Origin of the sequence: Andreprevotia chitinilytica DSM 18519, from assembly GCF_000711875.1 — a bacterium.
Classification (GTDB): Bacteria; Pseudomonadota; Gammaproteobacteria; order Burkholderiales; family Chitinibacteraceae; genus Andreprevotia; species Andreprevotia chitinilytica.
The window spans coordinates 1-25,328 of record NZ_JONM01000036.1 but is presented as its reverse complement, the minus strand read 5'-3'; the positions used below and the strand labels follow the sequence as shown (position 1 = coordinate 25,328).

Sequence of the window (25,328 nt, the reverse complement as noted above, 5' to 3'; positions counted from 1 at the left end):
CGCAGTACGGGCCGCGATAACCGCCGCGACTCAGCCACCAGCACACGTTGGCAATGATGGGGCGAGCCGGAATCTGCTGGCCGTTGAAATCCACCGCGCTGGCCAGCTCGAAGGTAACCACTGCCGAGGTCTCGGCGGTTTTCTGGTCAATGAACCACAGCTCAGGCGGGAATTCTTCGTTCGGGTTGGCAGTCGGGTTGCCGTCGGGGAAGTTGGCCGCATCCAGAAACTTGGTCAGCGTGCGATGCCGGATGAGCCTGGCGCCGACCAGGTCATCCAGATAGATGACCATCGCCGAAATCGTGCCGGAGACGTTGCCGACCGACAGCGTCGGTGCGGGTTGCTTGCCTTCGCTGGTGCGGGCGAACCCTTCCGCCTCGATCGGCCACGGGTCGTACTGCTGGCCTTGCCACCAGATCGGCCCGGCCTGCAGGTGGCCGTGGAAGCGCAACAGATCGCCACCGATGGCGGTGGCATCCAATCGGTACAGGAACACTTCGGCGCCCGGCTGCAGCTGTTGCATGTCGGCAGTGATGGTCATGGTGCAAAGCTCTGGGTCAAGGTGGCGGTGACGGTGTACAGCCCGCCACTGCCTGGGGTGAGGTTGAATTCGACGACCTTGTAACGGCCGGGCGTGCCGAGCGGCGGGGTCCAGTTGAATGCCTTGTAGCCTTGATGCCGTTCGAGAAACGCCTTGATCGGCCGGACATAGGATTCATCACCGGTAAACGCCAGCGGCCAGGACTGCTCGATGTTGTTCAGGCCGTCGCCAACGTCCTGTTGGTAGCCATCACCGAAGCGGGCCGATTTCACGCGCAGCTTGATTTGCCCGCTCGGCCCGAGTCGTGGCGACCAGGTGAAGGTTTCAATTGGTTCGGTCGTCATGCGCCCACTCGCATTTTCCAGAGCAGACCGCCTTGGCGGCTTTCCCGCTGCAGCTGCTGCGTGACTTGCTGATTGACCATCTCCGCCAGTTGGCGCGGGGCGGCATTCTGGTCGCCGCTGGTGGAGCTTTGCGCGCCGCTGTCCGACAGCACGATCTGCGTGTTCAGGTGGATGACGGGCGAACCGCCACCACCACCGCCCACATCGCCACTGCGCAACGGCGTGACCTGACCACCGCGCGCGCCCATCATCAAGTAGCTTTCCCGGCCGACGCGCAGCATTTCCGGTTCGCCTTTTTCCACCACTTGATAGAGGCCGTTCGCCTCGGTCGGCCCGCCGTAGGCACGGCCCGGAATCACCGATTGCGTCATAGTGTTGCTGTAGCTCTCGGAGATGCCCCCCGTACCGACTGCACCGGAATCACCCGTAAATGCGCCGATGGCGTAGTTCATCAGGCCGACGATGGCGCGGCGTTCGGCGATCTTGGCCAGATCCAGCAAAATCGAGCGGGTCAGGTCGTGGAACGACAACTTGCCGCTTTCGGCGGCGTTGGTAAACGCGTTCTCGAAGCCCTGCATGCCATCGGTAACGAGCGATCGGGTCTGCGCCGCCATGTTGCTGGCGTTGTCCAGGTAGGTCTGCAAACCGTCTTGTGCGCCGGTCTGCCAGTCGCGTTCCTTCTGGTTGCGGGCCTCGATGGCATCCAGCAGCCGTGTCTGGTATTCCTCGGTCTGTGCCTGCAGCAGTTGCAGCTGCTCACCGGACAGGCCGACCGCACGTTTCTCGTATTCATCCTGAATCTGATACTGCGCATTCAGCCGTTCCTGCTCGCGGGTGGATTGGCCGATCAGGTCGATCTGGCGCCGGACTGATTCCAGCGCCTTGCCATCGTCGTAGCCGGCCTGGGCGACGGTGCGCTGCATGGCGGCCTGATCCAGCGCCGCCGCTGCCGCCCGCATCGACGTTTTACGCGCCGGGTCTTGCACGTCGGCGAACTTGCCGCCCGGTGCGAACTGGTCTTCCAGATCCTGCGCACTGGTGTACGGATTGGCCTGGCCGTGCAGGGCGATGCTGGCGTTCTCGCGCAGTACCTTGCCCAGCGCCTGCGCCGAGTCGTGCATGAAGCCGTAGTACTGGACGGCTTCACGTTCCTTGCGCGCCATTGCATCGGCATCGCGGGCCAATGCCGCCAAGGTGGCCTTCTTGGTATCGCCGAGCTTCTGGCCTTCCCGGTCGTACTTGAGCCACTCTTCCAGCGCGGCAGCGTGCCGGCCGTCGCTCTCGGCGATACCCTTTTCCAGATTGGCGACATGGGTACGACTGGTGGCGATGTCCTTCGACAGCTGCAGCGTTTGCGACAGATAGGCGTTCTGCAGCGGATCGTTCTTTGGCGCGTCGTGCTTGGCCTGCGTTTTGAGCAGTTCGGCCCGGCGCGTCTGGTAGGTCTGGCTCGCCTTGTCATAGGCCGCATCGCCCGGTCTCAGCTCAGCCGTGGCGCCCTTGAATTCCTTGTCCAGCGCATCCAGCGCCGCCGCGTCTTTCTCGGCCTGCGTCTGGTACTTGCTGGTCTTGAGGTAGTCGGTGGCGCGCTCGCGGGCTTGCTTGAGGATGCGGGCGTGCTGCTGTTGCTGCTCGGCATACTGGGTGGCGCCGAGCGTGGTCGGCTCGAACGGGCGTAGGGCTGGTGTCGAGGATTTGAGCTTGGCCAGTTGCTGATCGATCTGGCGGATCATTTCCTGCGTGTTGCCGGTGCCGTCCGCGCCCGCCGTCTGGCTGAGCGCAGCCCGGCGCTCGGACAGTGCCTTGTACTGCGCTTGCGGGTCTTGCGCCTCATAGCTGAAGGCATTGCTCGGGTTGAGGAAGCGCAACGCGCCGCCAGCACCCGCTGCCATCTGCGACCAGAAGCCGCCGCCCTCATCCCTTGCCTTGTGGATCGAGCGCGCCACATCCTCGAAGCCATCCGACAGGATGCGCAGTTGACCATTGATGAAGTCACTGGCCCCCGTCTGGGCGATCTCGGTTTTGGCGGCAGTCCAGGCGCTGCTGACTTCGTTGACCGCCTTGGTGGTCTGGTTGCCGTACTGCGCCGTTTCCTGCGTGGAACGCTGCAGGGCGGCGGCGAATTTGGGCAGGAAGTCGGAGGCGATCACCTGACCGTTGTTCAGCATGCGGGTGAATTCGGCGGTGGTGACGCCCAGCGCATCGGCTGCCGCCTTGGTGGCAATCGGCAAACGTTCCGCCAACTGACCCCGGAATTCCTCGGCCTGCACCGTGCCCTTGGAGACCATCTGCGTCAGCGCCAGCAGCGCGCCCTTGGTGTCGTCGAGACTCAGCCCCATCGCGGTCGATGCGGTGCTGATCGCCCGGAACACGTCCTTGGTGTTCTGCCCTTCCAGCACCGTCTCGCGCGTGGCGCCGGAGAACAGCGCGAACGCCTGCGCCGTGCTGCTGACTTCCAGCCCGAGTTCTTTGGACAGCTCGCGCACCCACGCCAGATCGGTGGCGACGCCCTTCAGATCGCCGCCATTGGCAAAGCGCAGGGCCGAGTCGGTGCGCTCGAACTGGCGTTGCACATCGATCAAGGCATGCACCGAGCCAGCGGCCCAATCGACCACATGATCGGCCAGCTGGATCGAACCGAGTGCGATCAGCCCTTTGCCCGCCAAGCTGGCGGTGCTTTCCACTTTGCCGAGCTGCTGGGTGATCGCTTCGGACTGCTTGCGGGCCAGCGATTCGGCCCGGTTCAGCCCTTGCTCGAAGCGGGCGATATTGGCTTCGAGATCAACCGTGAGTTTCGCCAGACTGGCCATTGGGTTGGATTCCTTTAAGGGCGGCGTGATCGATCAGCGCCCGGATGGCCTGATTCGGGTCGATGGCTTCGGGTTCCGGCTGATCGCGCTCGGCCAGCGGCATGAAGTCGAGCGGGGTGAACGGGTCGATGCCTTCCGCACGATGGCAGTTGGCGAGGGTGCTGGCGACGATGCCGGCGCGCAGATCGGCACGTTCTTCATCCCACGGTTCGATGGCGAAATAGGCTTGCCACTCGGCGAACTGGCTGGCGGTCAGCTCGCCGAGCAGCCCATCGACATCGTGGCGACCGAGCGCCAGTGCTAGGCGGTAAGCGAACCGTCTGGCGCTGGCGCGGCGGAGTTTTTTACGGTGTCGTTCGCGTAGCGACCCATCTTGTTCAGCCGCAGGGCGACATCGGAAACGCGATTCAGCGCACGGTCGGATTTGCGCACCAGCGCCGGGATATCGCTGGGCAGGAACAGCGGCAAACCGTCCTCGTCCTGCGTGGTGGCGACGATCAGCGCGGCAGCGAATTCGGCCGCCGTGCCTTTACGCACCGTCCTGCCGCCTTCATGGGTGAAGGCTTCGTCCCAGAAGCGGCTGGACTGCTCGCCGGTCATTTCGGTGACGGTGATTTCGCCACCCCATTCCGGCACCGGCACGGTTTCGGTGATGCAGTCCTGGGCGGCAAGGATGCTTTCGCGGTTGAGCTTGGACATGTTCCCTCCTTAAGCCCAGGTAACCGGGCCGCTGATGGTGAGCTGGACCTTGCCGGTTAGCACCTTGTTGACCGCGCCACCGATGGAGAATTGCTTCACCAAGGCGGAGAACGACGCGACATCGCCATTGCTCAGCTCGATCATGAAATCGAGCACCTCGCGCGTGGCTTGCGCCGCACGCAATGCGGCCTGGCCGACGTCGGATTTGACGAATTTGAGGCTGATCGACAAACCACCGTAATCGACCAGGCCGAGCCGCTTCTCGACCGCTTCACTGGCAAGGGTCGAAACGTCTTCTTCGGATGCTTGCCCGTCGAACCCGTCGAAGTCGGTCACTTCGCCCACCTCCGAAAACGCCACCGGCGTTGCCGTGCCGCCATTGGTGTAATCGCCGAACCCGGACGAATTCACCCCTGCGAGCGAGTAGGTGTTCGCTGTCACGTACTGCACGGCCGGGGTTTTACCGTTCAACTCGACCATGCCAACGATGGCGGCCAGCGCCACCACGTTACCCGGCTTGAAGCCGTGGCCGTTCGAGGTGATCACGCACGGATTGCCCTTGCCGATACCGGTAATGGGCTTGGGACCACCGCTGCCGGTGGAGACTTTGATTTTGGCGCCTTGGGCGCTGACTGCTTTGGAGGGCATTACGGACTCCTAGAAATAAAAAAACCCCGCATCAAGCGGGGTTTGAAGAAGTAACACTAAAGAATCGTAATGCAGGCATTACTTTGATTTAGACACGATGATAATTTGATCTTTCGGGATTTCCAGCTTGATGCCGGAATGCCCATCGGGGAATGAAACAATTGTGGTCTTTCCCAGCCCTCCTACAAGCACCGTGGATTTATCAAACGCCACATAATCCTTCGGCACTTGCTTATTATTGGCCACAATAAGCGACTTTGGCACCAGACTAGAGTAAGGCTCCTTGAGATAGACAACGCAATTTTCCACTCGAATATTTGCAAGACGCATGGTGCCTTCGAGCAGCTGCCCGAATACGCCACCGCCAAGCAGTGGCAAAGCAATAATTGCACCAATTGCTATCCGTTGTCTTTTCTTCAAACTGTCACGCGCTTCACGGCCAGGAATGCGTGCAGTTGGATCAAGCACAAGCTTGGCGCTAGCAGTTTCAATTTGCTTTATTTCCTCGCCTGCGCTTCTGTAAATGGAGTAGAACAAATACAAGCCAACACAAACTAATGGCAGATTCCAAAAAACTTCCACTTGTTTGAGACTTAGGCCATAAATAATGATCACACCCAATAGAACATAAGGAACAGCAACCCAACTAAAAGGCGCTAGATTTAATTTTCCTATAACCTTGCGAAAGGACTTGCCAGCCACTTTGCCTATTAGTGCCAACCCCGGTCTAATCACAAGCCCGCCAATGACAATACCAATTGACACCAATCCGGCAATGAACATTATGTAGACCAATCCAAAGCAGCCAGCGATCACAGAAAAAAGCACTCCGTCACCCAGTGAAATGTCGCTAGGGAAGTGATCAATTCGCAGTGAGTAAAAAACAAACATTAGCAGCCCAATGACAATACTAATCTTGCCAATGCCGACCGCCGCCTTCATGAAGCTATCAAAGTTTTGGATCAAAGAGAGGAAATTGACAGAATCGAGTCGTCGATTATGGCCATCGCTGCTATCTCCCGCAGCAGCGCGCTCTGTCGCAGGTTTAACGTCAGACACCTTCAGATTTAGATCAATCATCTCCATCCTCCATTTTGCGATTAAAACAGAACGAACGTTCTATAAAAAGCAATTTGGCACATGCACATGTCATACGTCAAGAGTCATCAGCACTAAAACTTGCCGGTAAAGCGTTGTTTCCTCATCTCGATCCGAAGAGCGCATGGAGACACACCAAGCTACAGGCAATACGTTCACCAAAGCGTCTGCAAAGCTGCGCGCCTCGGCAAACCTTTCGGCCCACACATTCACCTGAATCCGAAACGTCCACGCACACGCCCCACCCGCCAACCGATTCTCCGGCACTTCCGAAATCACCTGCCAGGTCGCGTACGGCGTCGGCGTCCCCTCCGGCGCAACCTCCGGGTAAACATGCTCCCCGACCACCGCCTGCAGCATCGCCACCAGTTCCGTCAGCCGGTTCATCGCACGGCCTCAATCACATCACGGCGCAGGCTGTCGACGATGGCGTCGAGCGCGTCGTCTTTCTTAGCGTCAAAGCCGGGTTGCATGAAGGGTTGGGCCGGCATCTTGCTGGTGCCGAATTCCAGGTAGTACCAATAGAAGGCATTGGCGTTCTGCAGCCGGCCAGCTGGGCTGATCTTGGCACGCTGGTGGATGCGATACGCGCCTTGGTCGCCGCGCACGGGTTTCAGCGCCAGGCGCACGCCGATCTGCACCAGCAGCTGGCTGCGTGACTTGCGGGCGTTGATCTGCTTTTTCAGGAAACCGGTGTCTTTGGGTACGCGGCGGCGGATTTCCTTCACGATGGGTTTGGCGCCTGCGCCGAGGGCTTTTTGCACCGCTTTCTTGCCGGCTTTGTCGCTCAAGGTATTGAGCTTGGCGGTCAGTTCGGCGAGGCCGTGGATTTTGCTCATAGGGAGGCCTTCGGGTCGGTTTCGCACACCAGGTCGAGGTATTCCTTGCGCGCCAGATCGGGCAGCACGGCCTTGATGTTGAGGATCATCGTGCCGTACACCACGCGCATGGCGGCGGTGATGCCGGTGCGATAGCGGATGCGGATACTGGCGGCGGCGGTACTGGCTTCTGCCCCGGCCGCAATGGCTTCTTTGCCACTGGTGAAGCGGATATCGGCCCAGATGGGCGTCAGGGATTCCCAGCGGTTGAGCGGTGCGCCGTATTCGTCTTTGCCGGCACTGCGCCGCTGCAGAGTAATACGCTTGTTCAACTTGCCAGCCCGCATCAGCCCACCTCGCCGAGCCGCAGGTAGTCGAGCAGCCCATCGACGTAGGTGCGTGGCAGTTCGGTCAACACGCCGGGATTGATCGCTTCTCGGTTGGCGAACAGCGTCGCCACAAACACCTGCGCCCAGGCTTTCAGGGCTGGCGACAAGGTGGCGGCGGTGAAGCAGCCACAGTCGAATTCGACGGCGGCTTGCGTGCCGTCCGGCCAGCCGGTGGTGGGCCGCAAGAAACGCCGTTCAACGATTCGGTAGGCGGTGCTCGGCAGGATCTGCGCATTGCCGGCCGCATCGGTGTAACGCACGCTGGCGACCGCCGTCACGTCGGGCTTGAGGCGGATGTCGCCGGCCGGGAATGCCTCGGCGCTATAGCCCCACGTCTGCGGCAGTAACGGCCGGTCGGTGATCGCTTCGGCTTGGGTCAGGGCGGCGGCGATCAGGATCTGCAGCAAGGTGTCTTGCACCTTATCGTCGTCATCGATCCGGCATTGCAGGCGGGCTTCGGCCAGCGTCAGCAGCGCCTCGCTGGCCGGGGTGAGACATTCGAGCATGTGGGGATTCCTGTGTTTGCCAGATACCGCTGGGGCAACGGCATCGGGGAAACAGCCCGCCGAGCGGGCTGTAGGGTTGGGTTTGGTTGGTTACGCAACGGGCCGGCGCGCGGCGTAGCCAAGCACCGCCAAGGCCGTGAACGGGGCAGCGGCGCTGTTGTTGGCCGGCGTGACGATGAAGCGCGCATAGCGCTTGTTGCCGATGTAGCCGATCTTCTTGGTGGCGTTGTCGTCATCGAACTTGAAGCTGGCCGAGCCCACCGTGTCGAATTCGCCGGCCAAGCCGGCATCGGATTGGTCGGCCAGATCGGCGTGCTGGATCTGCACCGTGAAGGTGGCATCGGCATCGACCAGCGTGCCGGTCTGGATGACGAAGCCAACCGATTCAAAGCCTTGCCGGTCGATCCAGAGGCTGGCGACGGGGGTGTTGTCGGCGACGCTGTTAGCCAGCGCCAGCGCCGGGATGAAACGCAATTTACTGAGGGTGTCCCGCATGGGAATCTCCACGTGACGACGCCCCGGCAGGCGGGGCGTCTGGGTGTTGGGAAGGCGGGGCGGATCAGCCCATTTTCAGGAACTTGAGCGCCTGGAAGTTGCGGATGCCGCCGCCGACACGTGCCGTGGTCGGGAAGGTGTAGGCGTCGTAATCGCTGTCGTATTCGCGCATGACGGCGATGCCTTTGCGGCGGTAGATCAGATAGCTTCGGCCGAAGTCACCGAAGGCAATCGGGAAGGCATTGGCGGCAATGTCCGGCATGTAATCGTCGTTGGTGATGCCGTAGCCGAGCAGCGTGCCGGTGGCGCCGGCCTGCAAACCCGGCACCCACAGGTAATTCCCTTCCGCATCCTTGAGCTTGCGCACCTCAGCGGTAGTCAGGTCGTTCATCAACCAGTTCGCGCTGTTGCGGAAGGCACGCGGCAGCGCATGGATCACGTCGATGAACTTGTCCGGGTTGCTCAGTGCCGCGCCACCGTTGGTGATGTAGCCGAGCTTGCCCCAGGCGACGTTTTTGTTGTCCACCATGTCGTAGGACAGGATGCCCTTGGGTTTCTTGATGCCGTCGCCAGTGATGAAGGATTCGCTTTCGGCATCTTCGAACGCTTCGACGATTTCCAGCTGCAGCTCGGCGGCCAGGTCGATGCTGGCGTCGTCGAGCACATCGCGGAAGATCATCGGCTCGGCCATCATCTTGCCCGGCGCGAACGCCAGTTCTTCGTAGCTACCGTTGCCGGTTTTCTGGCGCTTATCGGTTTCACCCACCCAGCGGGCTTTGGACCCGCCGACCTTCACGAAGCGTTTGTATTCCGGTGCGGAGCCGGTGACCGTGGTGGCCAGCGCGGCGATGGAGCCGGATTTGCGCACCAGCCGGTCGATGCCGGCTTCGACTTCGGTCGGCAGGAAGAACCCGCCCTGCGCATCGATGCCGGACTGAAACGCCTTGCGCTGAATGCCCTTCAGCTCGGCTTCCTGCTCGCCAGTGCGTGCCCAGCTGATGAACGCATTCTTGTGTTCAGCGGCGAGCGGATCGGCATCGCTGCCGGTGGCCGGGCGGTTGGCTTTCTTGGCCACCTCTTCGATGGTTTTTTGATTGGTGGTGAGGGCGTCGTTGATCTTGGCGAGCTTGGCTTCCAGCTCGGCCACGGCGTCGCCCTTGGCCAGTGCGGCAATGCGCTGGTCATTGGTTTTCTTGAATTCTTCGAAGGCCTGGCCTTGGCCTTCGATCAGGGTTTTGACTTCGCTCAGGTCCATTGAATGCTCCGGGGGTCAGTGTGTGAGGGTGTGGATGTTGCGCTTGAGCTGCGCGAGGAGTTCGCCCGTATCCTCGGCATCTCGCGGAGGGAGGGTGTGGAAGCCATGCGCCAGGATCGACTTGGCTTCCTTCGCCGAAAACCCTGCATCCCGCAGGGCGCGTTCGGCGGCGCGAATGGTGAGATCGGATTTGACGTGGGTGACGCGGGCCTGCGTGTTCATCGGGAAGGTCACCAGCGACACTTCGAGCAAATCCACCGACTTGAGTAGCCGTATCCGCTTGCCGTCCTTGTCCTGGTGCTCCCAGCTTTTGGGGAGGTAGCCAATAGAAAGCCCGCTGATCGCGGGCCGGGGTTCCATCTTCATCAGCTGGTAGGCTTCCTGCCCGCGCGGGGTGGGTGCGAGCTTGCCTTCCAGCCACAAGCCGACCGCGTCTTCCTTCATGGCGGTGTAGATGCCGACGGGGGTATCGCCACCGGCATCAAAGCCGTGTTGCATCAGCATGGACGGCCAGATGCCGTTGCCGGTGGCGGACTCGATCGCCTTGGCGAACGCGCCCGGCACCACCACATCGCCACCCAGATCGACATTGCCGAACACGCTGCCGTAACCGGCAAACGTCATCGCGCCACCGTCATTGCTGGCTGTTTTGAGTTCCAGAGTGCAGTGCAACCGGTCCATTGATTTGTCCATCCTTGCCGACGGTTCCAAAGTTGAGGGGCGCCCAGAACGCATCGCCGCCGTCATAGGCGTCTTGCTCTTCCAGGGCGCGGATTTCGTTGGCGTTCATCACGCCGGTTTCGTGCATCGTGCGGTAGAACTCGGCGCGGGCCTGCATGGTTCCCCGCAATAGCGCATTCACCACAAAGCGGGTGTAATACCCGTCCCGCCGCTCGGTTTCGGTCAGCAGATTGCAATCAGCGCTTTGCTCTAAACGGGCATACCAGGGGCCGAGCGTGTGGGTCACGTGCGCCTGGAACATCTGTTCGGCACTCGAATAGGTGGCCGTCTTGTCCGAATAGCCGACCATGATCGGCATCACCCGGAAGTGCCGGCAGACTTCCTCCACCTGCAGGCGGCGCGTTTCGACGAATTGGGTCTGGTCGTTCTGAAACGCGGTAGCGATGAATTTCATGCCGCCGAACATCACCGCCGTGCTGTGCGCCTTGTCGACGCCCTGCTGCGCTTCATTCCAGGCTTTTTTAAGGCGAGTGCGCTGCTCTTCGGTCAGCGTCTGCTCGGTGGTGAGAATCCCGCCCGGCCGCGCGCCATTGCTGAACACCCGCGCACCGTGTTCCTCGGTCGCCAGCGCCAGGCCAATCGCCTCCCGCGCCAGCTTCACGCCATCGAGGCCGTTCCAGCCATCCCAGGACAAGCCGCGGATATGCCAGATTTCCTCGGCCGGCAGGGTCAGAAACTCACCACCGGGGAGAGACACCCGGTAACTGAGCGCCCAACCGGTGCGTACCGGCGTCACCCAGCCCGGTTCGAGCGGCAGTAGTTCCAGCACCTTGCCCGCCACCCGGTTGATCCAGACGTAGGCATTGCCGGCGAACACCGCATGCAGCGCCAACTGTTCGCGGAATTCGAACGAGGTCTGCCAGTCGTTGGGCTTGCTGCCGAGCAAGTCATACAGCGGGTGCGTCTTGGCCAGCGCCCGGCGCCCGTTCACTTCCCGGTACACCTTGAACGGCACCTGGGCGATGCCTTCCGCAATCACTTTGACACACGCCAGAGAAACACCGGCTTGCAGGGCGGTTTGCCACGTCACCGCAATGCCGGTCTTTGATGCGGCGACGCGCAGCTTTTCTCCTAGCTCGTTCAGGTCCATTCGGCCCTTGCGGCTGAATACGCGGGTCATCCAGCCCATTACCACACCTCAATCTCGGGATCTTGTTCGTTGACATGGACGGCAGCCCGGCTCAGCGCCATGACCGTAGCCACGATGGGATCGATGCGGCCGTTCTCGCCGGACTTCTTCTTGTCCGGCCGGAAGTTGCCATTGGTATCGAACAGCAGCGCCACATTGCTGGCTGCCCAGCGCAGCACCGGGTTGCCGCCGTGCCGCAGGCGTTTGCCGTAGACCAGCTCTTCCAGCCGCTTCGCGCCGGGATGCATGCCCCCGGTGTAGCTATGCGGCAACTCGTACGGGTTGCCGTTCTTGCTGAGCTCGTAGCGCCCGTTGTCGCACAGCGCGACCGCTTCGAGCCAGTCGATGTAGGTGCGGCAGATGATCTTGATCGTCAGGCCGGCCGTGACATGCTCGATGCCGGCTTGCCGCAAGGCCTCGCAGATGTAGTCCCACACCCGGCGTTCCTGCGTGCTCAGATTGGCGAGCGGCGGCGGCTTCGGGGACTGGATTTCTCCAAGCCGACCGGGCGGCTTTTTGCCGAAACCGCCGTCAATCACGTTAAAAGGCGGGTTTAGATCGTCCATACGGGCTTCCTGAGGGGCGGGAGGGCAAAAACGCCAGAACAGGCGCTGCCAGTGCAATCAGGACGGCCCCAGCTTAAGGCCCCCCCTATTCAAAAACGCGGCCCGAAAAAGCGTGACTGACCACGCGTTCGGGGCGCAAAAGGCGGTAGAGATTTGCCCTCCCCCCGCCCCATCCTGACAAAGCGGCAGAAACGGCCCCCTTGCCGGAACACAGACTTGCGTAATCAACGTAAGCAGTAATAATCAGTCATGCATGTTTTCATCTGGATATGAGCCATGACCTCACAACTGCAACGTGCCACTCAGACCCGCCAAGCGCTGCTGGCAGCGGCGGAAGCATTGATTGCCGAACACGGCTACGCGAGACTCAACGAAGACCGCGTTTGCACGCGAGCAGACTTATCCAGAGGCGCATTGCGCCATCACTATCACAACGGTCGCTATGACCTGTTGCCGGCGCTGCTCACCCAACTGATCGACCGCCAATGCACCGAACTGGCTAGCGCCACCCCACGCGAACGCGCCCACCATCTGCTGCGGGGCATCCTGGACGATCCGGGTAAATCGAGCGTGATTGCCATCTTCGAACTCTGGATGGCAGTGCGAGGTGACGCCAGACTCGCGGCACTGCTGAACCCGATTCTCGCGACCGCCTTCGAGCGCTTGCTGGGTGTGCAGGCCGACCAAGGCCTCGCCCCGGATATTCTGGCGCTTCGCCTCATCCTGAGCGGGGCATGCATGCATCGCTTCAGCCAGGGTTACGACCGGGCTGCCTTGGTCGACACGGTGCAATGGCTCTTGGCCCGCCTGCCGCAGCCAGCCGAACCGGCACCGCAGCACCCCGTTGGGAAAACCGCACGCTACGACACGGTGAATTGATCGGCACGCTCAGGGTGCGGGCTTGGTGTTTCCGAAACCACCGTCCTGCGTTGCGGTTTTGCGGCTATGGCAGGGTGCGCACATCGACTGCAGATTGGCGTCGGCCAGCGCGAGCGCCCTGTCACCATCCCACGGGATAACGTGATCGACGTGCGTTGCCGGGGTGAATCGACCCAAGCGCTGGCAGGCTTCACATAACGGCTGCTCGCGCAGCTTGGCTTGGCGCTTGCCCCGCCAGATCGCGCTATCGTAGAAGCGCTTGGCGGCTTTGCGTTCGTCGGTCTGCTGGTATGCGCGGCGGCGTTCAACCTTGATCGTTTCGCGCTTCGCTTCCATTTCAGGGCGATGCGTCAGGCACCAGCCCGAGCCATCACGACACAGACCACTGCAACGATGGACCTTGCAGGGTTTGGCGGCGGCAAATGGCATGTTTTCTTACTTCCAGATTGCGCATTCGATTGGCGTATCCGATACCTAGGCATGTCATCAATCACCAAGGATTGCCGAAATGGCTGCAGAGAAACCCAAGAAGAGAGTGACGTTCAGTATGGCTGATACGCACATTCACTATGATCGGCACGCAGAGGTGAGCGCTCCGCCCCTCCACGTCGCCAAAGTTACGACGGCAGCGGTGCACCGCTTCGGCGCGTTGCCTGATCCAAAGAACAAACCGAATCGTATCGGTCAGGACTTCCTGGTAGACGTCAACTCAAGGCAAGTGACGAGCACGCATCAGAAGGGCGCTTCGTTGGCACTTGATCCGGTTAGAGCGGTGCCGAAGGGCAAATATACAACCTTGCCGAAAGGCTCATCGATTCCACTGGATATGGAATTACGCGACGATGGCGATGCGCATGGGCATGTCAGCCTGTTCAACAAAACGCCCATGAGCTACGACACCTACGAACAACGCATGGCCACGATCGCAACGAAATTCGTTCCTGGCGGCACGAAGAAGTAAACGGCAAACGCATCGCATCGGACAGCCAGCCCAACCACGGGGCAGCGCGGGCAGGGGAATGAAAGCGGACTGGCTGTCCGATACGGGCAATAAAAAACCCCGGCACGTGAGTACCGGGGTTGTCTTGACGCATTGACGACAGCGTTGCACGAATCCTAGTGACAGCCGTTCACCGTGTCAAGCAGATGCGGTTCCATCATCCCCTCCACTATCACCACCTCCGCCATGTGGTCGAGCGAGATCGGGAATCCCTGACCATTACCAATCAACAGACCTAAACTGACCGCATGGCCTCTCGACGGATATCTAGATGCGTAAAGTGCTGCTGTCGCTGGTCCTCCTTTGCTCTTCGTTACTGGCAAAGGGGAGCGACATCGTATTCATAGCGTTGCGTCCCAATACGATGCCACTCGTGGAATTTCACGGCGAGGTATTGAGCGGAGGTATCGTCAAGGACTTAGGCGATGCAATCGCCCGCAAGCTGCATCGACAGGCCCGCTTTTTGACGCTACCGCGCAACCGTGTCGAAGCAACGCTGGTGAGTGGCGAGGCCGACGGGATTTGCTATGCGACCCCGAATTGGTACCGCGTGCCGCTGAACTGGAGTCAGCCGTTGATTCCGAACGTCGATTTATTGGTCGCCGGGACCAACGTCCCGTTGCCAAGGTCTTTGTCGGAATTGACCGGGCAGTCGATTGGTTTGGTGCTCGGCTACCACTATCCAGAACTCGACGCGGCATTGGGCAACACCTATCGCCGCGATGACGCACCAGATATGCCGACGAATCTCCACAAACTGGTCGCTGGACGGTTTCGCTACGCCGTAATCGACCACCTGAGCCTTGCTTACGCCGCGCGCTCCGAAGTGCAGCTGGCAGGTGTGGCATCGCTATCCCTGTCGCAGTACACCGCGCAATGTGCCTTCTCACCGAAGAGCACGATCCCGTTTCGCGACATGAACCAGGCGATCAAGGCACTCGTCAAGGATGGCACCGTAGAGCGTATTTTGGCTCGCTACCGCTGACGGCGCGAACATGTCACGCCCGTGGTGTAGCGGTATATCTGAATACAGTTGGCCATCAACGCTCAAGGCTCTTCCACCACCCGCATCGGCACCCCCGTCTGATGAAACCGCTGCACCGCATTAAAAAACTTGAGCCCGAACGCCGTCTTCGCTTCGCGCACATCCCGACGCCACGTTGATTCACTCACCCCCATCCGTGCTGCCTTGCCGGCCACCGTGCCAGGCATGGCGTAATGGATGGTCAGGATGTCGCGATGCTCGTGCGGCATCGTCCCCATGACCTTGAAACACGCGGCCACTTTCGCCTGGTCGATTTTCTTGGTACGGGACGTTTTCTTGTCCGTCAGCCAGATCCCGTCATCGGTGACCTTGCATTCAAAGGTGAGCACCGTGACTTCATGCTCGACCGGCTGGCCAGCCGCCCTCCCCGTTACATGTTCGCCATATGTGGACTGCGCGATCCGTACTTGCTTCAATTCCTTGCCATTCACCCTGACTGCTGCGCCCCACGCGATCAGATAGTTGTCGATGATTTCCAGCATTACTTGCCTCCAATTGATACCAGCCCGGAGGTTCCCTAGCCCTGTCATGCAGGGCTTTGTTGTCGTCCCGATTGACGGGAGTTGCTACCGCTTGGTAATGACGACTGCTTTGGCGCTCAAGGTTTTGAGCAGACTGCCTATCGTTGTCTCGGCCAGCTCGGTGTTGTCGCTCTTGCGGTATTCCGGCTTCGGCAACCGCTTCGGCACCTCCGGGCACATGCCCGACAGCCGCGCCGACAACAGCCGAATCCAGCGTGACCGGCTCGCCTTCCATGTGGTCTGCCGCAACTCGAAACCGCCGAAATCGCGCGCCGCCCAATAGATGGCGGGATGGCTCCATTGGTCTTCGCCGTAATCCATCCGCCCGGACTGCATTTGCGCTTCGAGGAAGGCTTCCTCAAAGTCCGGCACCTGTTTGCACAGGCCAATGAACTGCGGCAGCGTCGGCGGGTACGAATCCGGCCCCAGCGTGCGGCGCAGTTGTTCCAGGCCCGACTTCACCATCGCGAAGGTCACCTGCTCGCCGTACAGGCCATCGGCCCATTCGACGCACCAGTTTTCGACGGCCTGTTCATCGGGAAACCGGCTGCGCCACTGGCCCATGTAAATCCCGTCGAACCGATCCCACAGCGTTTTGATCGGCCGAATCCGCTCGGTGCCAGTTCGCTTACGCGGGGCTACTGCGCCACGCAGCATCGTTCGCCGCCTGTTTCGCCATGCGCTCGGCCCTACGCCGCTCGGCCTCTTCGCGCCGCGCCACCTCGTCGAATACCGGGTCTTTGTATGCACGCTCGGCCATGTGTCAGTCCGCCATGCTTTCGAGCCGACCAAGCATTTCGATCAGCCCTTGCTGCAGCGTGTACGCCAGCTGCCGCACATTGCTCAGTTCGTGCTTTTCGACACGGCCATCGGCGAGCGTTTCGTAGACCGCACGCCCTACGTCACCGGTACGCGCCCAGATCAACGTGATGATGTCCAACACCGCCAGATCGCCCGCGCTGACGTCGTCCGGCGCCTTGACGCAGACGAAGCCGTGGTTCGCGGCCAGCGCGTGGAGCACGCCGAAGTCACCGGTCAGGGCCATCATCAAGTCCGCCTCGCGGGCAGTCAGGTGATGGCTGGCGGCGTTCGGATTCACCTTGTTGCGAAGCACCTGGGCATTCACGCCCATGCGCGCCGCCAAGGCCTCCACGCCGCCAGGATGCTCGTGCGCCGTTTTATAGATTGCGTCCAGAAGTGGCATCGCCATACGTATGTCCTCGACCAAATCAAACGCTGCACCCCGACTCGCCCGCACCTACTATGCGAACAGCCGAGAGACAGCAGGCATAAAAAAGCCGGGCAAGCAGCACCCGGAGAAAAACCACCACCGGGCCGATCAGGTGGCGGATGAGGAAGCTGGAATGAGCGGAGGACTGTGGTTCGCGCTAACTACATCGTGTGAAAGGTCACCGCGCGTCGTTCGTTCGAAACGAAGCAAGGCATCTCCGATTTCCCAAGAGACACGCTTGCCACGCTGGCCGTTGAGCAATGCGCTCACCAGAGACTGGCCGCAGCCGGCTTCTTTTGCGATTTGCTGCTGGGTGCAGCCCCTATCGACCAACGTCTGAATGATTTTTCGCCAGTTCATGGCGCCAAAGATATCGCAAACGCGATGCACAATCAATCGCCATTGCGATTATTCGAGTTATTACAATCGCGATATGAGTACATTTGCCGAACGAGTGCGCACACGGCGCGAAGAACTTCATTTGACCCAAGGCGAACTCGCGCGCTTAGCGGGCATGAAACAGTCAACCATTGCGACAATCGAATCAGGACGCAATAAGACTACGCGTGCGCTTACTGCCTTGGCGCAAGCGTTGCAGTGCAGTTCTTCATGGCTCGAACTTGGGACTGGCAGCCTAGAACCAACTCCAACACCTAACGTACGCCCCAGTGCCCGACCAGTCAGCGTATGGTCGAACGAGGACGAGCTATCTCAGGAAGAATACTTTTTTGTCCCGAAGCTTGATTTGCGGGTTAGTGCGGGCACAGGGCACCTCGCATGGGAGATAGAGCAGCGCGGGCAGAGACAGGCCATGACCCGCTCTTGGGCAAACCGGACAGGCGTAAACCCTGCCGATTTGGTAACTGTGCAGGCGCAGGGAGATAGTATGTTGCCCCGCATTCAGGACGGGGATAGCTTGACCATCGACGTGCACCCAGCACCAATCCGAGACGGTTCGATTTACGTGTTCATTCTTGACGATGAATGGTACGTAAAGCGCCTGTACAAGCAGGTCGATGGCAGCCTGTTAGTCCGAAGTGATAACGGCGATGGCTACAAGGACATATTGATTCCGCAGGAACGAGCTGCAGCGATTCAGATAGTGGGAAGGGTCTTGGCCATTAGCGGCCCAGCGTACTGACCCAAGATATTTTTCTGCACAAAAATCCGCTACGGCGGTTTTTTTGTGTCAAAAAATATCGCAATAACAATAATTATCGCAAATGAGATTGACATTGCGTTATCGCACTTGCGATCATCGCTCTATCGTTTACCGACAGGAGCACAGTGATGATCAGCAAGAAAAGCCACCTTGAGCTGGCGAAGCTGGATGCAAAGAAGGACTACGAAGACACGCTAGCAGCGATTGATGCCAGCAAAGCTGAAATCGATGCGGCCGAGGGTTTTACCGCTCGCCTGAAGGGCATGGGCTTGGTGGCGACGTTGGTGGTGGATGCCCACCCATCGCACTGCATCTGCAAGATCAACGCAGGCGGCACGGAAAAGCAGTTCACCGATGCGTGCCTGACACTCGGCGCGCAAGGCTGGGATTTCAAATTCACCGATGCGATGGAGTACGAAGGCCGCATCCTGCCGTCTTTCTACCTGGTCGGCCGTGATGCCATCGCCTTCCTGATCTACACCAACTACCTCGAAGAGCCGGCCCATGTCTAAGCCGGCACATCAAGAAATGGGAGCCAGCCGCCCAGCTGGTTTTTCCCTCGCCACATCCAAGCGCGACAAGATCGCGGCGGCAGCCGTACAAGCGGCGCAACGCTTCGCGGCACTGATCGATGAAATCGAAGCACAACGGCCTTTGCTCGAACTGGTGGAGCACATTGCCGACGAGATCGCGGCAAAAGGCTGGGAGGCCACGGCGCGCATCTGCGAATACGTCGGCCAAGTGCAATTGCATGTCGCTCTGGACACGCAAGAAGACGTCTCCCAGATCGAAACCACCTTGGCCGCGCACGGGCTCGCGTTTCGCAAATGCGGCAATCAATACGCCGGCCTGTACAGCGCAACGGCGCGAGAACCCAAGGTGTATTTCTCGGTGCACGTTCGATCAACGGCTGCGCTTGCTGCGGGGTATGACGATGAACAAGCGCATTGAAACCGTGGATGTGATCAGCGTTGGCGATGGCTTGTTCGAGGATCTGGTGCGCCCCTTTCTTGAGCGGGGCTACACGATCCACAGCATGGATCGTCGCGGGGTTCGCTATCAGGCACGCCGGATTGTTGAGTCGTCCGGCCCCGGCGAAGCTGCCGAAAGGCGGGCCGCATGATCGAAGCCTTGAAAGCCCTCGTCGCCCTGCTGTGCGTCGCACTCGCCATTGCCATTGGTACTACTGCGCTTGCCCTACCGGAAGCCACCCGGCTGGTTGTTTCGGGTTTCGGCGATGCGCTCGCCCTTGGCCTGTATATCGCCGTGGCTGGCTGGCTCGAACGCTGGTGTGCGAAATGACCCCGTCCGTACCGCACTGCATTCGTATCAACCGCCAGCCGTTCTATTTCCCGGCAAAGCTGCAAGGCGAAGTCGTGACCTGCGTTGCGATTGATCGGGATGGCACGGTCAACGCCTAGTCCCGTACACGAACGACACCGATCAGCATATCCACATCGGTACGCAAACCATTCCACCAGGGCAAACCCGCGACGTTGAAGAAACGCTGCATCCGGACTACGCCCCGGTCACGGCGGCGCAGATCAATCAGTCGCCGGCTGAGCCGACTGCGATCGAATTGCTGTCGCAAGGCAACGCAGCAGACCTAGTGGCGCAGATCCCAAGCTTGGGCGATGCGGATCTCGAGCGCCTTGGCGAACTGGAACAACTCGGCAGCCAGCGCAAGACCGTATTGGAAGCGATCGCTTCCGCGCTGCTCGATCGCGGCTCAAAGAAGGCTGAATAAACATGCAGTACCGCACCGACCTGATCGCGACGTTGAAGCGTTCGCTGCACGATGCAGCCGGGCCATTCGATGCGCCGGGCGATACCGACTTCGGTCGCTTGAAACAGCGTTGCCGAACGACAAGTACACCGCTGCGATCGCTTTGCGCGGACTGGCCAACATCGAAGCCATGGATTGGAGCTGGCTACGCGGTCGCCAAGTACGCATCTGCCTGGATCATGCGGACAAGGTCAACGAGCGGACGAAGTATCGCCCAGGACTAAAAGCAGCCTGGGATCTGCACGAGCGCCTGACCATCCTGGACGTCCCGGCCCTGCTCGTCGACCAAGCCGAATGGGAAGAAGGCACCGATCTGAACGACGTTCTGCAAAAGGAAGGCGCTGAACGCACTGGCCAGATGCTCAAGTACATCGAGCCGTGGTTGATCCCCGGCCTGCCCGGCAAGGACGAAGGCCTCGCCAAGTTCGGCCGTCGGCGCGTTCACCTCCCCAGCCACGATTTCCACGCCTACTGGAAATTCCGCATCCGCGACGACCACACCCAAGTGGTGACCAAGTTCGAAATGCCGGACGGCGACGATGAAGACCAACGCCCCAAGATCGACTACGGCGACCTCTGCGGCTTCCGTGTGGCCAGCTTGTCCCGCGTCACCATCCAGAGCGCTACGGCAACGATGACTGGCGATCCGGATGCGATGCCCCGCGTGCAATTCAGCGTCTCAGTGCAGACCGCACGCCATGGCACCGCACTGCAGCGCAAGGTCTACGACGATGCTGACCTGTACAACCTCACGAAATGGGAGAAGTTCGGCGCCATCTACAGCCCGGCCAACTTCAAACGCATGGTGAACATCCTTGAGCGCACTGCAGAGATAGGCAGCCGGCGCGCGGTGAACTTCGTTGGCCTCGCTTGGCGTGATGGCGTCCTCTCGCTCAACGAGGGGCCGGATTGCTACTTCACCGAGCCGGACAAGCAGTGCCCATACGCCGGGCTCACCTTCCCCAGCGGCACTCGTGACGATGCGCGCCAAGTGATCGAGGCCTTCGGCGCCACGATGAAGCAGAACGCCGGCAGCATCTTGTTGGCTTGGTCGCTGGGCGGCCACCTCAAGCCCTTCCTCGGCTTCTGGCCGCACCTGCAGATGCAAGCCAACAAGGGCGCCGGAAAATCGACCCTGATCAAGAAGCTGGAACGCGCCATCGCGTTCACCATGCTCTCTGGCCAAAGCTTGCAAACCGAATTCCGGCTGGTCACCTCGGTCAGCCACACCACCCACCCCATCGGCTGGGAAGAACTCTCGGCCCGCCGGCAAGACATCATCGACAAGGCCGTCGGCCTGCTGCAGGAAACCTATCAGTACACCGTCACGCGGCGCGGCGGCGACATGACGGAATACCTGCTCAGCTCCCCCGTCCTGCTCGCCGGCGAGGATGTGCCGGTGCGCAGCCTGATCGGCAAGCTGGTGCGTGTAGAGCTGTCCGGCAAGAAGGGCAAACCTATTGCCGACACCCTGCCCCGCTTTCCGGTGAAGGAATGGTTGCGCTTTCTGGCGAGTTTGGACAAGGCACGCGTACTAGCAAAGTTCGAAGAGGCCAAGGCTTTCTGCTTCGAAGGCAGCCGCGCCAGCGGCAGCGACGACGGCGCCATGCGAATGACCACGAACTATGCCGCCCTGCTCACCGGCTGGTGGTTGCTGGCCGAATTCGCCGGCTTGCCGGACACCTGGAACAACCTACCCACCGATCTGCTCGCCGAAATGAATCACCACATCGGCGAAACCAGCTCCGACCGCGAGCCGTGGGTCTGGATCACTGAGATCCTGCTGTCCGAAATCGCGGCTGGACAGTTCTTCCACCCGTACAAGTGGGACTCCGAAATGGACAAGGAAGGGCAGCTGCATGAGGTGCTATGTGTCCGCCCGGCCCACGTCATGGATCACATCAGCGGCAAACCTGCGCTGCGTGAGAAGTGGAACGGTCTACCGGTGAAGAGCGACCGGGTGTACCGCAAGCAGCTGCAAGGTGCCGGCGTCATCGTCAAAGACCCGGTCGAGAAGACGATCAAGACCGTCCGCAATTCCCACATGGTCGCACTCGGCCTCAAGCACATGGAACGCTACGGCCTGCATGCAACACCGAGCCCGATCGGTGTCGGCGACCACGATTAATCCACTGCCCCGGCTTGGGGTGCCTCACATTTTAGGAAAAAGCAGATGGACCTGATTCTTCCCGTGAATGGCGTCTACTTCGACCAGATCGCCGACGGTTCAAAGCGATACGAATTTCGACTGCGCACGCCTTACTGGCAAAAACGATTGGAAGGCCGAACCTATGATCACGTCTTCGTGACTCGCGGTTATCCGCGCCGCGATGACGCGACGCGCAGGTTGATTCGGCCTTGGCGAGGCTACGAACTGCAGACGATCATCCATCCGCATTTCGGGCCGACACCGGTGGAAGTGTACGCAATCCATGTCGGTGGAGAGGCAGCATGAATATCACCTCCCCAGTCCTCCGCTACCACGGCGGTAAATTCCGATTGGCTCCGTGGGTCATGCAGTTTTTTCCGGCCCATACCTGCTACGTCGAACCGTTCGGCGGTGCGGCCGGAGTATTGATCCAAAAGCCACGCAGTTACGCCGAGGTGTACAACGATCTTGACGGCGATGTCGCCAACCTGTTCCAAGTGCTACGCAATCCGGCCCAGCGCGCTGAGCTGATCGACCAGATACAACTTACACCCTACAGTCGCGATGAATTCACCGCTGCGTGGCTACCTAGTGTCGATCCAGTGGAACGTGCACGCCGCTTAGTAATTCGCGCACAGATGGGCTTTGGCTCAGCCGGCGCCACCAAAGGATCGACCGGGTTCCGTATCGATACCCGCCGCAGTTATGGCACGGCGCAGCATCTGTGGGCTCGCTACCCCGAGCAGCTCGCATTGGTTGGCGAACGCCTCGCCGGCGTACTCATTGAGAACCGCTCGGCAGTCGACGTAATTCGGGGACAGGATCGCCCTGAAACCCTGTTTTATGTGGACCCGCCTTATGTCCTCGGTACCCGTGTGCGTGCGCATTTGACGGGCAGATGCTACCGCCATGAAATGAGTGATCAGGATCATGTTCAGCTTCTGTCCACACTGCGCAGTTGCGCCGGTATGGTCGTCGTCAGCGGTTATTGGAGCGCACTGTATGACGAGGCGCTAAGCGACTGGGAACGTCATGAAACCGATGCCCGCATCTCTGCCGGGAGAGGCACGGCATTACGCCGCGAGGTGGTATGGCTGAACAAGGCCTGCAGCAACGGGCTGCGCGAAGTCGGGCTATTTGCCGGGGTGCCAGCATGAACCGCGCACAACGCCGTGCAGCGGCGCACACAACTCGCCGACCACCGTCAATCAGCCGACTCGTCGCCGGCCAAGCGCTGATGACCCGCCTGTACTGCGCCAGCACCAAGGAACTGAATATCGCGCAGCGCCAAGCTTTGCTCGAACCGTTCTACTTCGCTTTGGACCGCCTCACGCTCGGCAGGCTGGATCTCGAGGATTTCATCCAACTCAACGAAGCCAACGTGTTCGGGTTCCAGCTGGCTCGCCGGCTGTGGCTGCATTGCCCAAGCGAGGACGGCAAGGCACTGATCGAACCAAGCCAGGCTGATTTCGAGGCCGCGGCCGAGGCGCTTGCCACGATTGGGGAGCGAGAGAAAAGGACGGGGAAGTTTGGCGCGACGGGCGATGAGCTGATGCTGTTGCGGAACGCCTTCGCCTGGTTGGATCAGCTTATCAACGTAGCAGACGAAGGCCACACGTTGACAGCATTGCGGGAGGCCGCGGAGATGATCAGCAGCAACCTGATGCGATGAGGGAGAAAGCAACGGTCAGCGTGCTTGAAACACGCTGACCGTTCCGCCAGGCGGCATGGCTTTCTGCAACCGGCCAAGTCGCTCGATCAGCCTAACATATCCGCTTGGCATCCCATGAACGACATCCGCTGCGCAAATTGCGCCAAGAAACTGGCCGAAGGGCATTACGCCTGGCTGGTCATCAAATGCCCCCGCTGTGGGGCACTCAATACCTTGAGGGCCGCGAGCCCCGAATCCGAGCGCCAACGAGCGCCCAACCCAGGAGATCACCATGGTTCCCGCGAACCCGATCGTTCCCTGGCTGGGCGGCAAACGTCGCCTGGCCGATAAGCTTATTCCCCTGTTCCCGCAACATGACTGCTACGTCGAGGCCTTCGCCGGCGGCGCCGCACTGTTTTTCCTGCGACCGATGCCGGCCAGGTGCGAGGTGCTCAACGACATCAACGGCGAACTGGTGAACCTGTACCGGGTGGTGCAGCACCACTTGGAAGAGTTCGTGCGCCAGTAATGATATGGTCAGCCCGCCCCTCGGGGGTACGCTAGCCTTTTCAACTACCTGTCGGAGTCGTCATGGAACCCGTCGCACTGTTGGGAATTGATCTTGGCAAGCATACCTTTCATGTTCATGCGCAGAGCAAGGCCGGACATCAGCTTTGGCGGAAGAAGTTGAATCGCGCCCAGCTCATTCAAACCGTAGCCAACACGCCAATCTGCCGAGTCGTTATGGAGTCTTGCGCTGGCGCGCATTTCCTTGCGCGGAAGTTTGCGCAATTTGGGCACGATGTTCGGCTGATTGCGCCCCAGTACGTCAAACCGTTCGTCAAGGGAAACAAAAACGATTTTGTCGATGCAGAAGCAATCTGCGAAGCGGCTTCCCGCCCGACCATGCGTTTTGCACCTGCCAAGAACGAGCACCAGCAGACGGTGTCGGCATTACACCGGACGAGAGAAATGCTGATTCGCAATCGTGGGTCGGCACACAACCAGATCCATGCCTATTTGGTTGAATTCGGGATCGCGATTAGTCGCGGGCCTGCGGCAATCCGGAAGCTGCCTGCAGTGTTGGAAGCGAATGCATTACCGCCCCGTCTGATCGTGTTGCTGGAACAGCTCCGGGATCATGTGTTGTATCTCAATGAGCAAATCCAGATGATTGAACGTGCATTGAAAGCGTTGCTGGCCGAAGACGAGGCTGCACAACGGCTGCTGACTATTCCAGGTATCGGCCCCATTACGGCGAGTGTCCTTTCAACACAAGCCGGAGATGCCAAGCAGTACCGAACTAGCCGCGAATTTGCCGCGTCGCTTGGTTTGGTGCCGCGCCAATACAGCACGGGTGGCAAATCGACGCTGTTGGGCATATCGAAGCGCGGGGACAAGCATTTACGGACGCTGCTGGTTCAATGTGCCCGATCGATCATGATGCATATTGATAAACGAACCGATGCCATGGCGTTGTGGGTTCGGCAACTCCTGCAGCGCCGACATTCCAGTGTTGTGGCCTGTGCGCTGGCAAGTAAGCTGGCGCGGATTGCGTGGGCGGTGCTGTGTAGCAAAACGGCATACGTTCCTCACCCGCAACGCGTTGTTCAGTAGGTTTCACCAGCTTCCTGCTTTTGCGACAACAAATGTAGATGACGACAACTGCAATCGGCCTCGCGACGAACCTGACATTTGAATGGGCTTTCGTAGCCGCGACAGTTTTGAGGAGCGTGGGGCGCGAATTTTCATCGTGGACGTGAGGAAGTTCTCCTCAATCAGAGTCCGGATACATTAGTGCATGCTTTTGTCTGCATCGAAATTTGAGGTTGCAAAAACTGGGCTGACCATACATTCAAATGGGC

The 25,328-nt window shown here is 60.1% G+C and carries 37 protein-coding genes and 1 pseudogene; 17 read left to right on the top strand and 21 right to left on the bottom strand.

Annotated elements, in window-relative coordinates; translation table 11 throughout:
- The 16 genes from BR41_RS20740 to BR41_RS23290 form a co-directional block, all read right to left on the bottom strand.
- The coding region (locus BR41_RS20740) for a phage minor tail protein L (protein WP_035061046.1) at positions 1-541 on the bottom strand (541 nt) is incomplete at its 3' end.
- A complete protein-coding gene (locus BR41_RS20735) occupies positions 538-885 on the bottom strand; it encodes a phage tail protein (protein ID WP_035060615.1) in 348 nt (115 codons plus the stop codon). The genes BR41_RS20740 and BR41_RS20735, both read right to left, overlap by 4 nt.
- Positions 882-3,695, bottom strand: a complete 2,814-nt coding sequence (locus BR41_RS20730) for a tape measure protein (RefSeq protein ID WP_035061043.1) — start codon at positions 3,693-3,695, stop codon at positions 882-884. The genes BR41_RS20735 and BR41_RS20730 overlap by 4 nt, the downstream gene beginning before the upstream one ends.
- Entirely contained in the window at positions 3,667-3,909 is a 243-nt protein-coding gene (locus tag BR41_RS25675; RefSeq protein WP_444541694.1) for a phage tail assembly protein T, read from the bottom strand. The genes BR41_RS20730 and BR41_RS25675 overlap by 29 nt, the downstream gene beginning before the upstream one ends.
- Positions 3,910-3,995: 86 nt before the next feature.
- Complete coding sequence (locus BR41_RS20720; protein WP_051711528.1) at positions 3,996-4,394, bottom strand: hypothetical protein; 399 nt, start codon at positions 4,392-4,394, stop codon at positions 3,996-3,998.
- Between the two features lie 9 nt (positions 4,395-4,403).
- Positions 4,404-5,042 carry a ubiquitin-activating E1 FCCH domain-containing protein gene (locus BR41_RS20715; RefSeq protein ID WP_035061035.1) on the bottom strand — a complete coding sequence of 213 codons (639 nt, stop codon included), beginning with the start codon at positions 5,040-5,042 and terminating at the stop codon, positions 4,404-4,406.
- Between the two features lie 78 nt (positions 5,043-5,120).
- Positions 5,121-6,122, bottom strand: a complete 1,002-nt coding sequence (locus BR41_RS20710; protein WP_035061028.1) for a hypothetical protein — start codon at positions 6,120-6,122, stop codon at positions 5,121-5,123.
- 69 nt (positions 6,123-6,191) lie between these two features.
- Positions 6,192-6,527 (bottom strand): DUF3168 domain-containing protein, encoded by a 336-nt coding sequence (locus BR41_RS20705; RefSeq protein ID WP_035061026.1) that lies wholly within the window; start codon positions 6,525-6,527, stop codon positions 6,192-6,194.
- Positions 6,524-6,979, bottom strand: coding sequence for an HK97-gp10 family putative phage morphogenesis protein (locus BR41_RS20700; RefSeq protein WP_035061024.1), 456 nt, complete (start codon positions 6,977-6,979; stop codon positions 6,524-6,526). Before BR41_RS20700 ends, BR41_RS20705 begins: the two co-directional genes overlap by 4 nt.
- Entirely contained in the window at positions 6,976-7,305 is a 330-nt protein-coding gene (locus BR41_RS20695; RefSeq protein ID WP_035061023.1) for a phage head closure protein, read from the bottom strand. Before BR41_RS20695 ends, BR41_RS20700 begins: the two co-directional genes overlap by 4 nt.
- Positions 7,305-7,853 carry a head-tail connector protein gene (locus tag BR41_RS20690; RefSeq protein WP_035061022.1) on the bottom strand — a complete coding sequence of 183 codons (549 nt, stop codon included), beginning with the start codon at positions 7,851-7,853 and terminating at the stop codon, positions 7,305-7,307. Before BR41_RS20690 ends, BR41_RS20695 begins: the two co-directional genes overlap by 1 nt.
- Before the next feature lie 90 nt (positions 7,854-7,943).
- The gene (locus BR41_RS20685) at positions 7,944-8,348 is read right to left on the bottom strand and encodes a hypothetical protein (RefSeq protein ID WP_035061020.1); all 405 of its coding nucleotides are present in this window, start codon (positions 8,346-8,348) and stop codon (positions 7,944-7,946) included.
- A 64-nt stretch (positions 8,349-8,412) separates the two neighbouring features.
- Entirely contained in the window at positions 8,413-9,603 is a 1,191-nt protein-coding gene (locus tag BR41_RS20680; protein WP_035061019.1) for a phage major capsid protein, read from the bottom strand.
- A gap of 15 nt (positions 9,604-9,618) precedes the next feature.
- Positions 9,619-10,284 (bottom strand): HK97 family phage prohead protease, encoded by a 666-nt coding sequence (locus BR41_RS20675; RefSeq protein ID WP_035061018.1) that lies wholly within the window; start codon positions 10,282-10,284, stop codon positions 9,619-9,621.
- On the bottom strand, positions 10,238-11,473 hold the full coding sequence (locus BR41_RS20670; RefSeq protein ID WP_084187482.1) for a phage portal protein: 1,236 nt from the start codon (positions 11,471-11,473) through the stop codon (positions 10,238-10,240). The genes BR41_RS20675 and BR41_RS20670 overlap by 47 nt, the downstream gene beginning before the upstream one ends.
- Positions 11,473-12,039, bottom strand: coding sequence for a terminase TerL endonuclease subunit (locus BR41_RS23290; protein WP_051711526.1), 567 nt, complete (start codon positions 12,037-12,039; stop codon positions 11,473-11,475). Before BR41_RS23290 ends, BR41_RS20670 begins: the two co-directional genes overlap by 1 nt.
- Before the next feature lie 276 nt (positions 12,040-12,315).
- Between BR41_RS23290 and BR41_RS20660 the strand changes: the two genes are divergently transcribed.
- Positions 12,316-12,918, top strand: coding sequence for a TetR/AcrR family transcriptional regulator (locus tag BR41_RS20660; RefSeq protein WP_051711524.1), 603 nt, complete (start codon positions 12,316-12,318; stop codon positions 12,916-12,918).
- A gap of 9 nt (positions 12,919-12,927) precedes the next feature.
- On the opposite strand, the gene BR41_RS20655 is transcribed toward BR41_RS20660, so the two are convergent.
- A complete protein-coding gene (locus tag BR41_RS20655; protein ID WP_035061017.1) occupies positions 12,928-13,347 on the bottom strand; it encodes an HNH endonuclease in 420 nt (139 codons plus the stop codon).
- Positions 13,348-13,426: 79 nt separating this feature from the next.
- Here BR41_RS20655 and BR41_RS20650 point away from each other — a divergent pair, with 79 nt between their 5' ends.
- Positions 13,427-13,879: a hypothetical protein gene (locus BR41_RS20650; RefSeq protein WP_035061016.1), complete on the top strand. Its 453-nt coding sequence runs from the start codon at positions 13,427-13,429 to the stop codon at positions 13,877-13,879.
- A 310-nt stretch (positions 13,880-14,189) separates the two neighbouring features.
- On the top strand, positions 14,190-14,903 hold the full coding sequence (locus BR41_RS20645) for a substrate-binding periplasmic protein (RefSeq protein ID WP_035061015.1): 714 nt from the start codon (positions 14,190-14,192) through the stop codon (positions 14,901-14,903).
- A 62-nt stretch (positions 14,904-14,965) separates the two neighbouring features.
- On the opposite strand, the gene BR41_RS20640 is transcribed toward BR41_RS20645, so the two are convergent.
- From BR41_RS20640 to BR41_RS20630, 4 genes are all read right to left on the bottom strand, one after another.
- Positions 14,966-15,445, bottom strand: coding sequence for a hypothetical protein (locus BR41_RS20640; RefSeq protein ID WP_035061014.1), 480 nt, complete (start codon positions 15,443-15,445; stop codon positions 14,966-14,968).
- An 84-nt stretch (positions 15,446-15,529) separates the two neighbouring features.
- Entirely contained in the window at positions 15,530-16,141 is a 612-nt protein-coding gene (locus BR41_RS23285; protein WP_051711520.1) for a replication protein P, read from the bottom strand.
- Positions 16,113-16,244 (bottom strand): hypothetical protein, encoded by a 132-nt coding sequence (locus BR41_RS25490; protein WP_281174025.1) that lies wholly within the window; start codon positions 16,242-16,244, stop codon positions 16,113-16,115. The genes BR41_RS23285 and BR41_RS25490 overlap by 29 nt, the downstream gene beginning before the upstream one ends.
- Before the next feature lie 3 nt (positions 16,245-16,247).
- The gene (locus BR41_RS20630) at positions 16,248-16,694 is read right to left on the bottom strand and encodes a phage regulatory CII family protein (protein WP_051711518.1); all 447 of its coding nucleotides are present in this window, start codon (positions 16,692-16,694) and stop codon (positions 16,248-16,250) included.
- 361 nt (positions 16,695-17,055) lie between these two features.
- Here BR41_RS20630 and BR41_RS20625 point away from each other — a divergent pair, with 361 nt between their 5' ends.
- From BR41_RS20625 to BR41_RS20570, 14 genes and pseudogenes are all read left to right on the top strand, one after another.
- On the top strand, positions 17,056-17,856 hold the full coding sequence (locus tag BR41_RS20625) for a S24 family peptidase (protein WP_084187480.1): 801 nt from the start codon (positions 17,056-17,058) through the stop codon (positions 17,854-17,856).
- Between the two features lie 149 nt (positions 17,857-18,005).
- On the top strand, positions 18,006-18,389 hold the full coding sequence (locus BR41_RS20620) for a hypothetical protein (RefSeq protein WP_035061010.1): 384 nt from the start codon (positions 18,006-18,008) through the stop codon (positions 18,387-18,389).
- On the top strand, positions 18,382-18,828 hold the full coding sequence (locus BR41_RS20615; RefSeq protein ID WP_156970833.1) for a hypothetical protein: 447 nt from the start codon (positions 18,382-18,384) through the stop codon (positions 18,826-18,828). The genes BR41_RS20620 and BR41_RS20615 overlap by 8 nt, the downstream gene beginning before the upstream one ends.
- Positions 18,812-19,000 carry a hypothetical protein gene (locus BR41_RS20610; RefSeq protein ID WP_156970832.1) on the top strand — a complete coding sequence of 63 codons (189 nt, stop codon included), beginning with the start codon at positions 18,812-18,814 and terminating at the stop codon, positions 18,998-19,000. The genes BR41_RS20615 and BR41_RS20610 overlap by 17 nt, the downstream gene beginning before the upstream one ends.
- Positions 18,997-19,179, top strand: a complete 183-nt coding sequence (locus BR41_RS20605; protein WP_035061006.1) for a hypothetical protein — start codon at positions 18,997-18,999, stop codon at positions 19,177-19,179. The genes BR41_RS20610 and BR41_RS20605 overlap by 4 nt, the downstream gene beginning before the upstream one ends.
- Positions 19,176-19,298, top strand: coding sequence for a hypothetical protein (locus tag BR41_RS25485; protein WP_281174024.1), 123 nt, complete (start codon positions 19,176-19,178; stop codon positions 19,296-19,298). Before BR41_RS20605 ends, BR41_RS25485 begins: the two co-directional genes overlap by 4 nt.
- A gap of 188 nt (positions 19,299-19,486) precedes the next feature.
- Positions 19,487-19,624 carry a hypothetical protein gene (locus tag BR41_RS24970; RefSeq protein WP_211251825.1) on the top strand — a complete coding sequence of 46 codons (138 nt, stop codon included), beginning with the start codon at positions 19,487-19,489 and terminating at the stop codon, positions 19,622-19,624.
- A 109-nt stretch (positions 19,625-19,733) separates the two neighbouring features.
- Positions 19,734-21,791: a toprim domain-containing protein gene (locus tag BR41_RS20600; protein ID WP_051711516.1), complete on the top strand. Its 2,058-nt coding sequence runs from the start codon at positions 19,734-19,736 to the stop codon at positions 21,789-21,791.
- Positions 21,792-21,836: 45 nt separating this feature from the next.
- Entirely contained in the window at positions 21,837-22,118 is a 282-nt protein-coding gene (locus BR41_RS20595) for a hypothetical protein (RefSeq protein ID WP_035061005.1), read from the top strand.
- Positions 22,115-22,969: a DNA adenine methylase gene (locus BR41_RS20590; RefSeq protein ID WP_035061002.1), complete on the top strand. Its 855-nt coding sequence runs from the start codon at positions 22,115-22,117 to the stop codon at positions 22,967-22,969. Before BR41_RS20595 ends, BR41_RS20590 begins: the two co-directional genes overlap by 4 nt.
- Positions 22,966-23,484, top strand: a complete 519-nt coding sequence (locus BR41_RS20585; RefSeq protein WP_156970831.1) for a hypothetical protein — start codon at positions 22,966-22,968, stop codon at positions 23,482-23,484. The genes BR41_RS20590 and BR41_RS20585 overlap by 4 nt, the downstream gene beginning before the upstream one ends.
- A 114-nt stretch (positions 23,485-23,598) precedes the next feature.
- Positions 23,599-23,814 (top strand): Com family DNA-binding transcriptional regulator, encoded by a 216-nt coding sequence (locus tag BR41_RS23845; protein WP_084187484.1) that lies wholly within the window; start codon positions 23,599-23,601, stop codon positions 23,812-23,814.
- A pseudogene (locus BR41_RS20575) lies at positions 23,756-23,989 on the top strand (DNA adenine methylase); the annotation flags it as partial. The gene BR41_RS23845 and the pseudogene BR41_RS20575, both read left to right, overlap by 59 nt.
- A 65-nt stretch (positions 23,990-24,054) precedes the next feature.
- Positions 24,055-25,080 (top strand): IS110 family RNA-guided transposase, encoded by a 1,026-nt coding sequence (locus BR41_RS20570; protein ID WP_035060105.1) that lies wholly within the window; start codon positions 24,055-24,057, stop codon positions 25,078-25,080.
- The last annotated feature ends 248 nt before the right edge of the window (positions 25,081-25,328 follow it).

What these genes read in the sequence shown, in the direction of transcription:
- BR41_RS20735 (WP_035060615.1), bottom strand. Translation starts at nt 885, where the DNA reads ATGACGACCGAACCAATTGAAACCTTCACCTGGTCGCCACGACTCGGG.
- BR41_RS20730 (WP_035061043.1), bottom strand. Translation starts at nt 3,695, where the DNA reads ATGGCCAGTCTGGCGAAACTCACGGTTGATCTCGAAGCCAATATCGCC.
- BR41_RS20720 (WP_051711528.1), bottom strand. Translation starts at nt 4,394, where the DNA reads ATGTCCAAGCTCAACCGCGAAAGCATCCTTGCCGCCCAGGACTGCATC.
- BR41_RS20715 (WP_035061035.1), bottom strand. Translation starts at nt 5,042, where the DNA reads ATGCCCTCCAAAGCAGTCAGCGCCCAAGGCGCCAAAATCAAAGTCTCC.
- BR41_RS20710 (WP_035061028.1), bottom strand. Translation starts at nt 6,122, where the DNA reads ATGATTGATCTAAATCTGAAGGTGTCTGACGTTAAACCTGCGACAGAG.
- BR41_RS20705 (WP_035061026.1), bottom strand. Translation starts at nt 6,527, where the DNA reads ATGAACCGGCTGACGGAACTGGTGGCGATGCTGCAGGCGGTGGTCGGG.
- BR41_RS20700 (WP_035061024.1), bottom strand. Translation starts at nt 6,979, where the DNA reads ATGAGCAAAATCCACGGCCTCGCCGAACTGACCGCCAAGCTCAATACC.
- BR41_RS20695 (WP_035061023.1), bottom strand. Translation starts at nt 7,305, where the DNA reads ATGCGGGCTGGCAAGTTGAACAAGCGTATTACTCTGCAGCGGCGCAGT.
- BR41_RS20690 (WP_035061022.1), bottom strand. Translation starts at nt 7,853, where the DNA reads ATGCTCGAATGTCTCACCCCGGCCAGCGAGGCGCTGCTGACGCTGGCC.
- BR41_RS20685 (WP_035061020.1), bottom strand. Translation starts at nt 8,348, where the DNA reads ATGCGGGACACCCTCAGTAAATTGCGTTTCATCCCGGCGCTGGCGCTG.
- BR41_RS20680 (WP_035061019.1), bottom strand. Translation starts at nt 9,603, where the DNA reads ATGGACCTGAGCGAAGTCAAAACCCTGATCGAAGGCCAAGGCCAGGCC.
- BR41_RS20675 (WP_035061018.1), bottom strand. Translation starts at nt 10,284, where the DNA reads ATGGACCGGTTGCACTGCACTCTGGAACTCAAAACAGCCAGCAATGAC.
- BR41_RS20670 (WP_084187482.1), bottom strand. Translation starts at nt 11,473, where the DNA reads ATGGGCTGGATGACCCGCGTATTCAGCCGCAAGGGCCGAATGGACCTG.
- BR41_RS23290 (WP_051711526.1), bottom strand. Translation starts at nt 12,039, where the DNA reads ATGGACGATCTAAACCCGCCTTTTAACGTGATTGACGGCGGTTTCGGC.
- BR41_RS20660 (WP_051711524.1), top strand. Translation starts at nt 12,316, where the DNA reads ATGACCTCACAACTGCAACGTGCCACTCAGACCCGCCAAGCGCTGCTG.
- BR41_RS20655 (WP_035061017.1), bottom strand. Translation starts at nt 13,347, where the DNA reads ATGCCATTTGCCGCCGCCAAACCCTGCAAGGTCCATCGTTGCAGTGGT.
- BR41_RS20650 (WP_035061016.1), top strand. Translation starts at nt 13,427, where the DNA reads ATGGCTGCAGAGAAACCCAAGAAGAGAGTGACGTTCAGTATGGCTGAT.
- BR41_RS20645 (WP_035061015.1), top strand. Translation starts at nt 14,190, where the DNA reads ATGCGTAAAGTGCTGCTGTCGCTGGTCCTCCTTTGCTCTTCGTTACTG.
- BR41_RS20640 (WP_035061014.1), bottom strand. Translation starts at nt 15,445, where the DNA reads ATGCTGGAAATCATCGACAACTATCTGATCGCGTGGGGCGCAGCAGTC.
- BR41_RS23285 (WP_051711520.1), bottom strand. Translation starts at nt 16,141, where the DNA reads ATGCTGCGTGGCGCAGTAGCCCCGCGTAAGCGAACTGGCACCGAGCGG.
- BR41_RS25490 (WP_281174025.1), bottom strand. Translation starts at nt 16,244, where the DNA reads ATGGCCGAGCGTGCATACAAAGACCCGGTATTCGACGAGGTGGCGCGG.
- BR41_RS20630 (WP_051711518.1), bottom strand. Translation starts at nt 16,694, where the DNA reads ATGGCGATGCCACTTCTGGACGCAATCTATAAAACGGCGCACGAGCAT.
- BR41_RS20625 (WP_084187480.1), top strand. Translation starts at nt 17,056, where the DNA reads ATGATTTTTCGCCAGTTCATGGCGCCAAAGATATCGCAAACGCGATGC.
- BR41_RS20620 (WP_035061010.1), top strand. Translation starts at nt 18,006, where the DNA reads ATGATCAGCAAGAAAAGCCACCTTGAGCTGGCGAAGCTGGATGCAAAG.
- BR41_RS20615 (WP_156970833.1), top strand. Translation starts at nt 18,382, where the DNA reads ATGTCTAAGCCGGCACATCAAGAAATGGGAGCCAGCCGCCCAGCTGGT.
- BR41_RS20610 (WP_156970832.1), top strand. Translation starts at nt 18,812, where the DNA reads ATGAACAAGCGCATTGAAACCGTGGATGTGATCAGCGTTGGCGATGGC.
- BR41_RS20605 (WP_035061006.1), top strand. Translation starts at nt 18,997, where the DNA reads ATGATCGAAGCCTTGAAAGCCCTCGTCGCCCTGCTGTGCGTCGCACTC.
- BR41_RS25485 (WP_281174024.1), top strand. Translation starts at nt 19,176, where the DNA reads ATGACCCCGTCCGTACCGCACTGCATTCGTATCAACCGCCAGCCGTTC.
- BR41_RS20595 (WP_035061005.1), top strand. Translation starts at nt 21,837, where the DNA reads ATGGACCTGATTCTTCCCGTGAATGGCGTCTACTTCGACCAGATCGCC.
- BR41_RS20590 (WP_035061002.1), top strand. Translation starts at nt 22,115, where the DNA reads ATGAATATCACCTCCCCAGTCCTCCGCTACCACGGCGGTAAATTCCGA.
- BR41_RS20585 (WP_156970831.1), top strand. Translation starts at nt 22,966, where the DNA reads ATGAACCGCGCACAACGCCGTGCAGCGGCGCACACAACTCGCCGACCA.
- BR41_RS23845 (WP_084187484.1), top strand. Translation starts at nt 23,599, where the DNA reads ATGAACGACATCCGCTGCGCAAATTGCGCCAAGAAACTGGCCGAAGGG.
- BR41_RS20570 (WP_035060105.1), top strand. Translation starts at nt 24,055, where the DNA reads ATGGAACCCGTCGCACTGTTGGGAATTGATCTTGGCAAGCATACCTTT.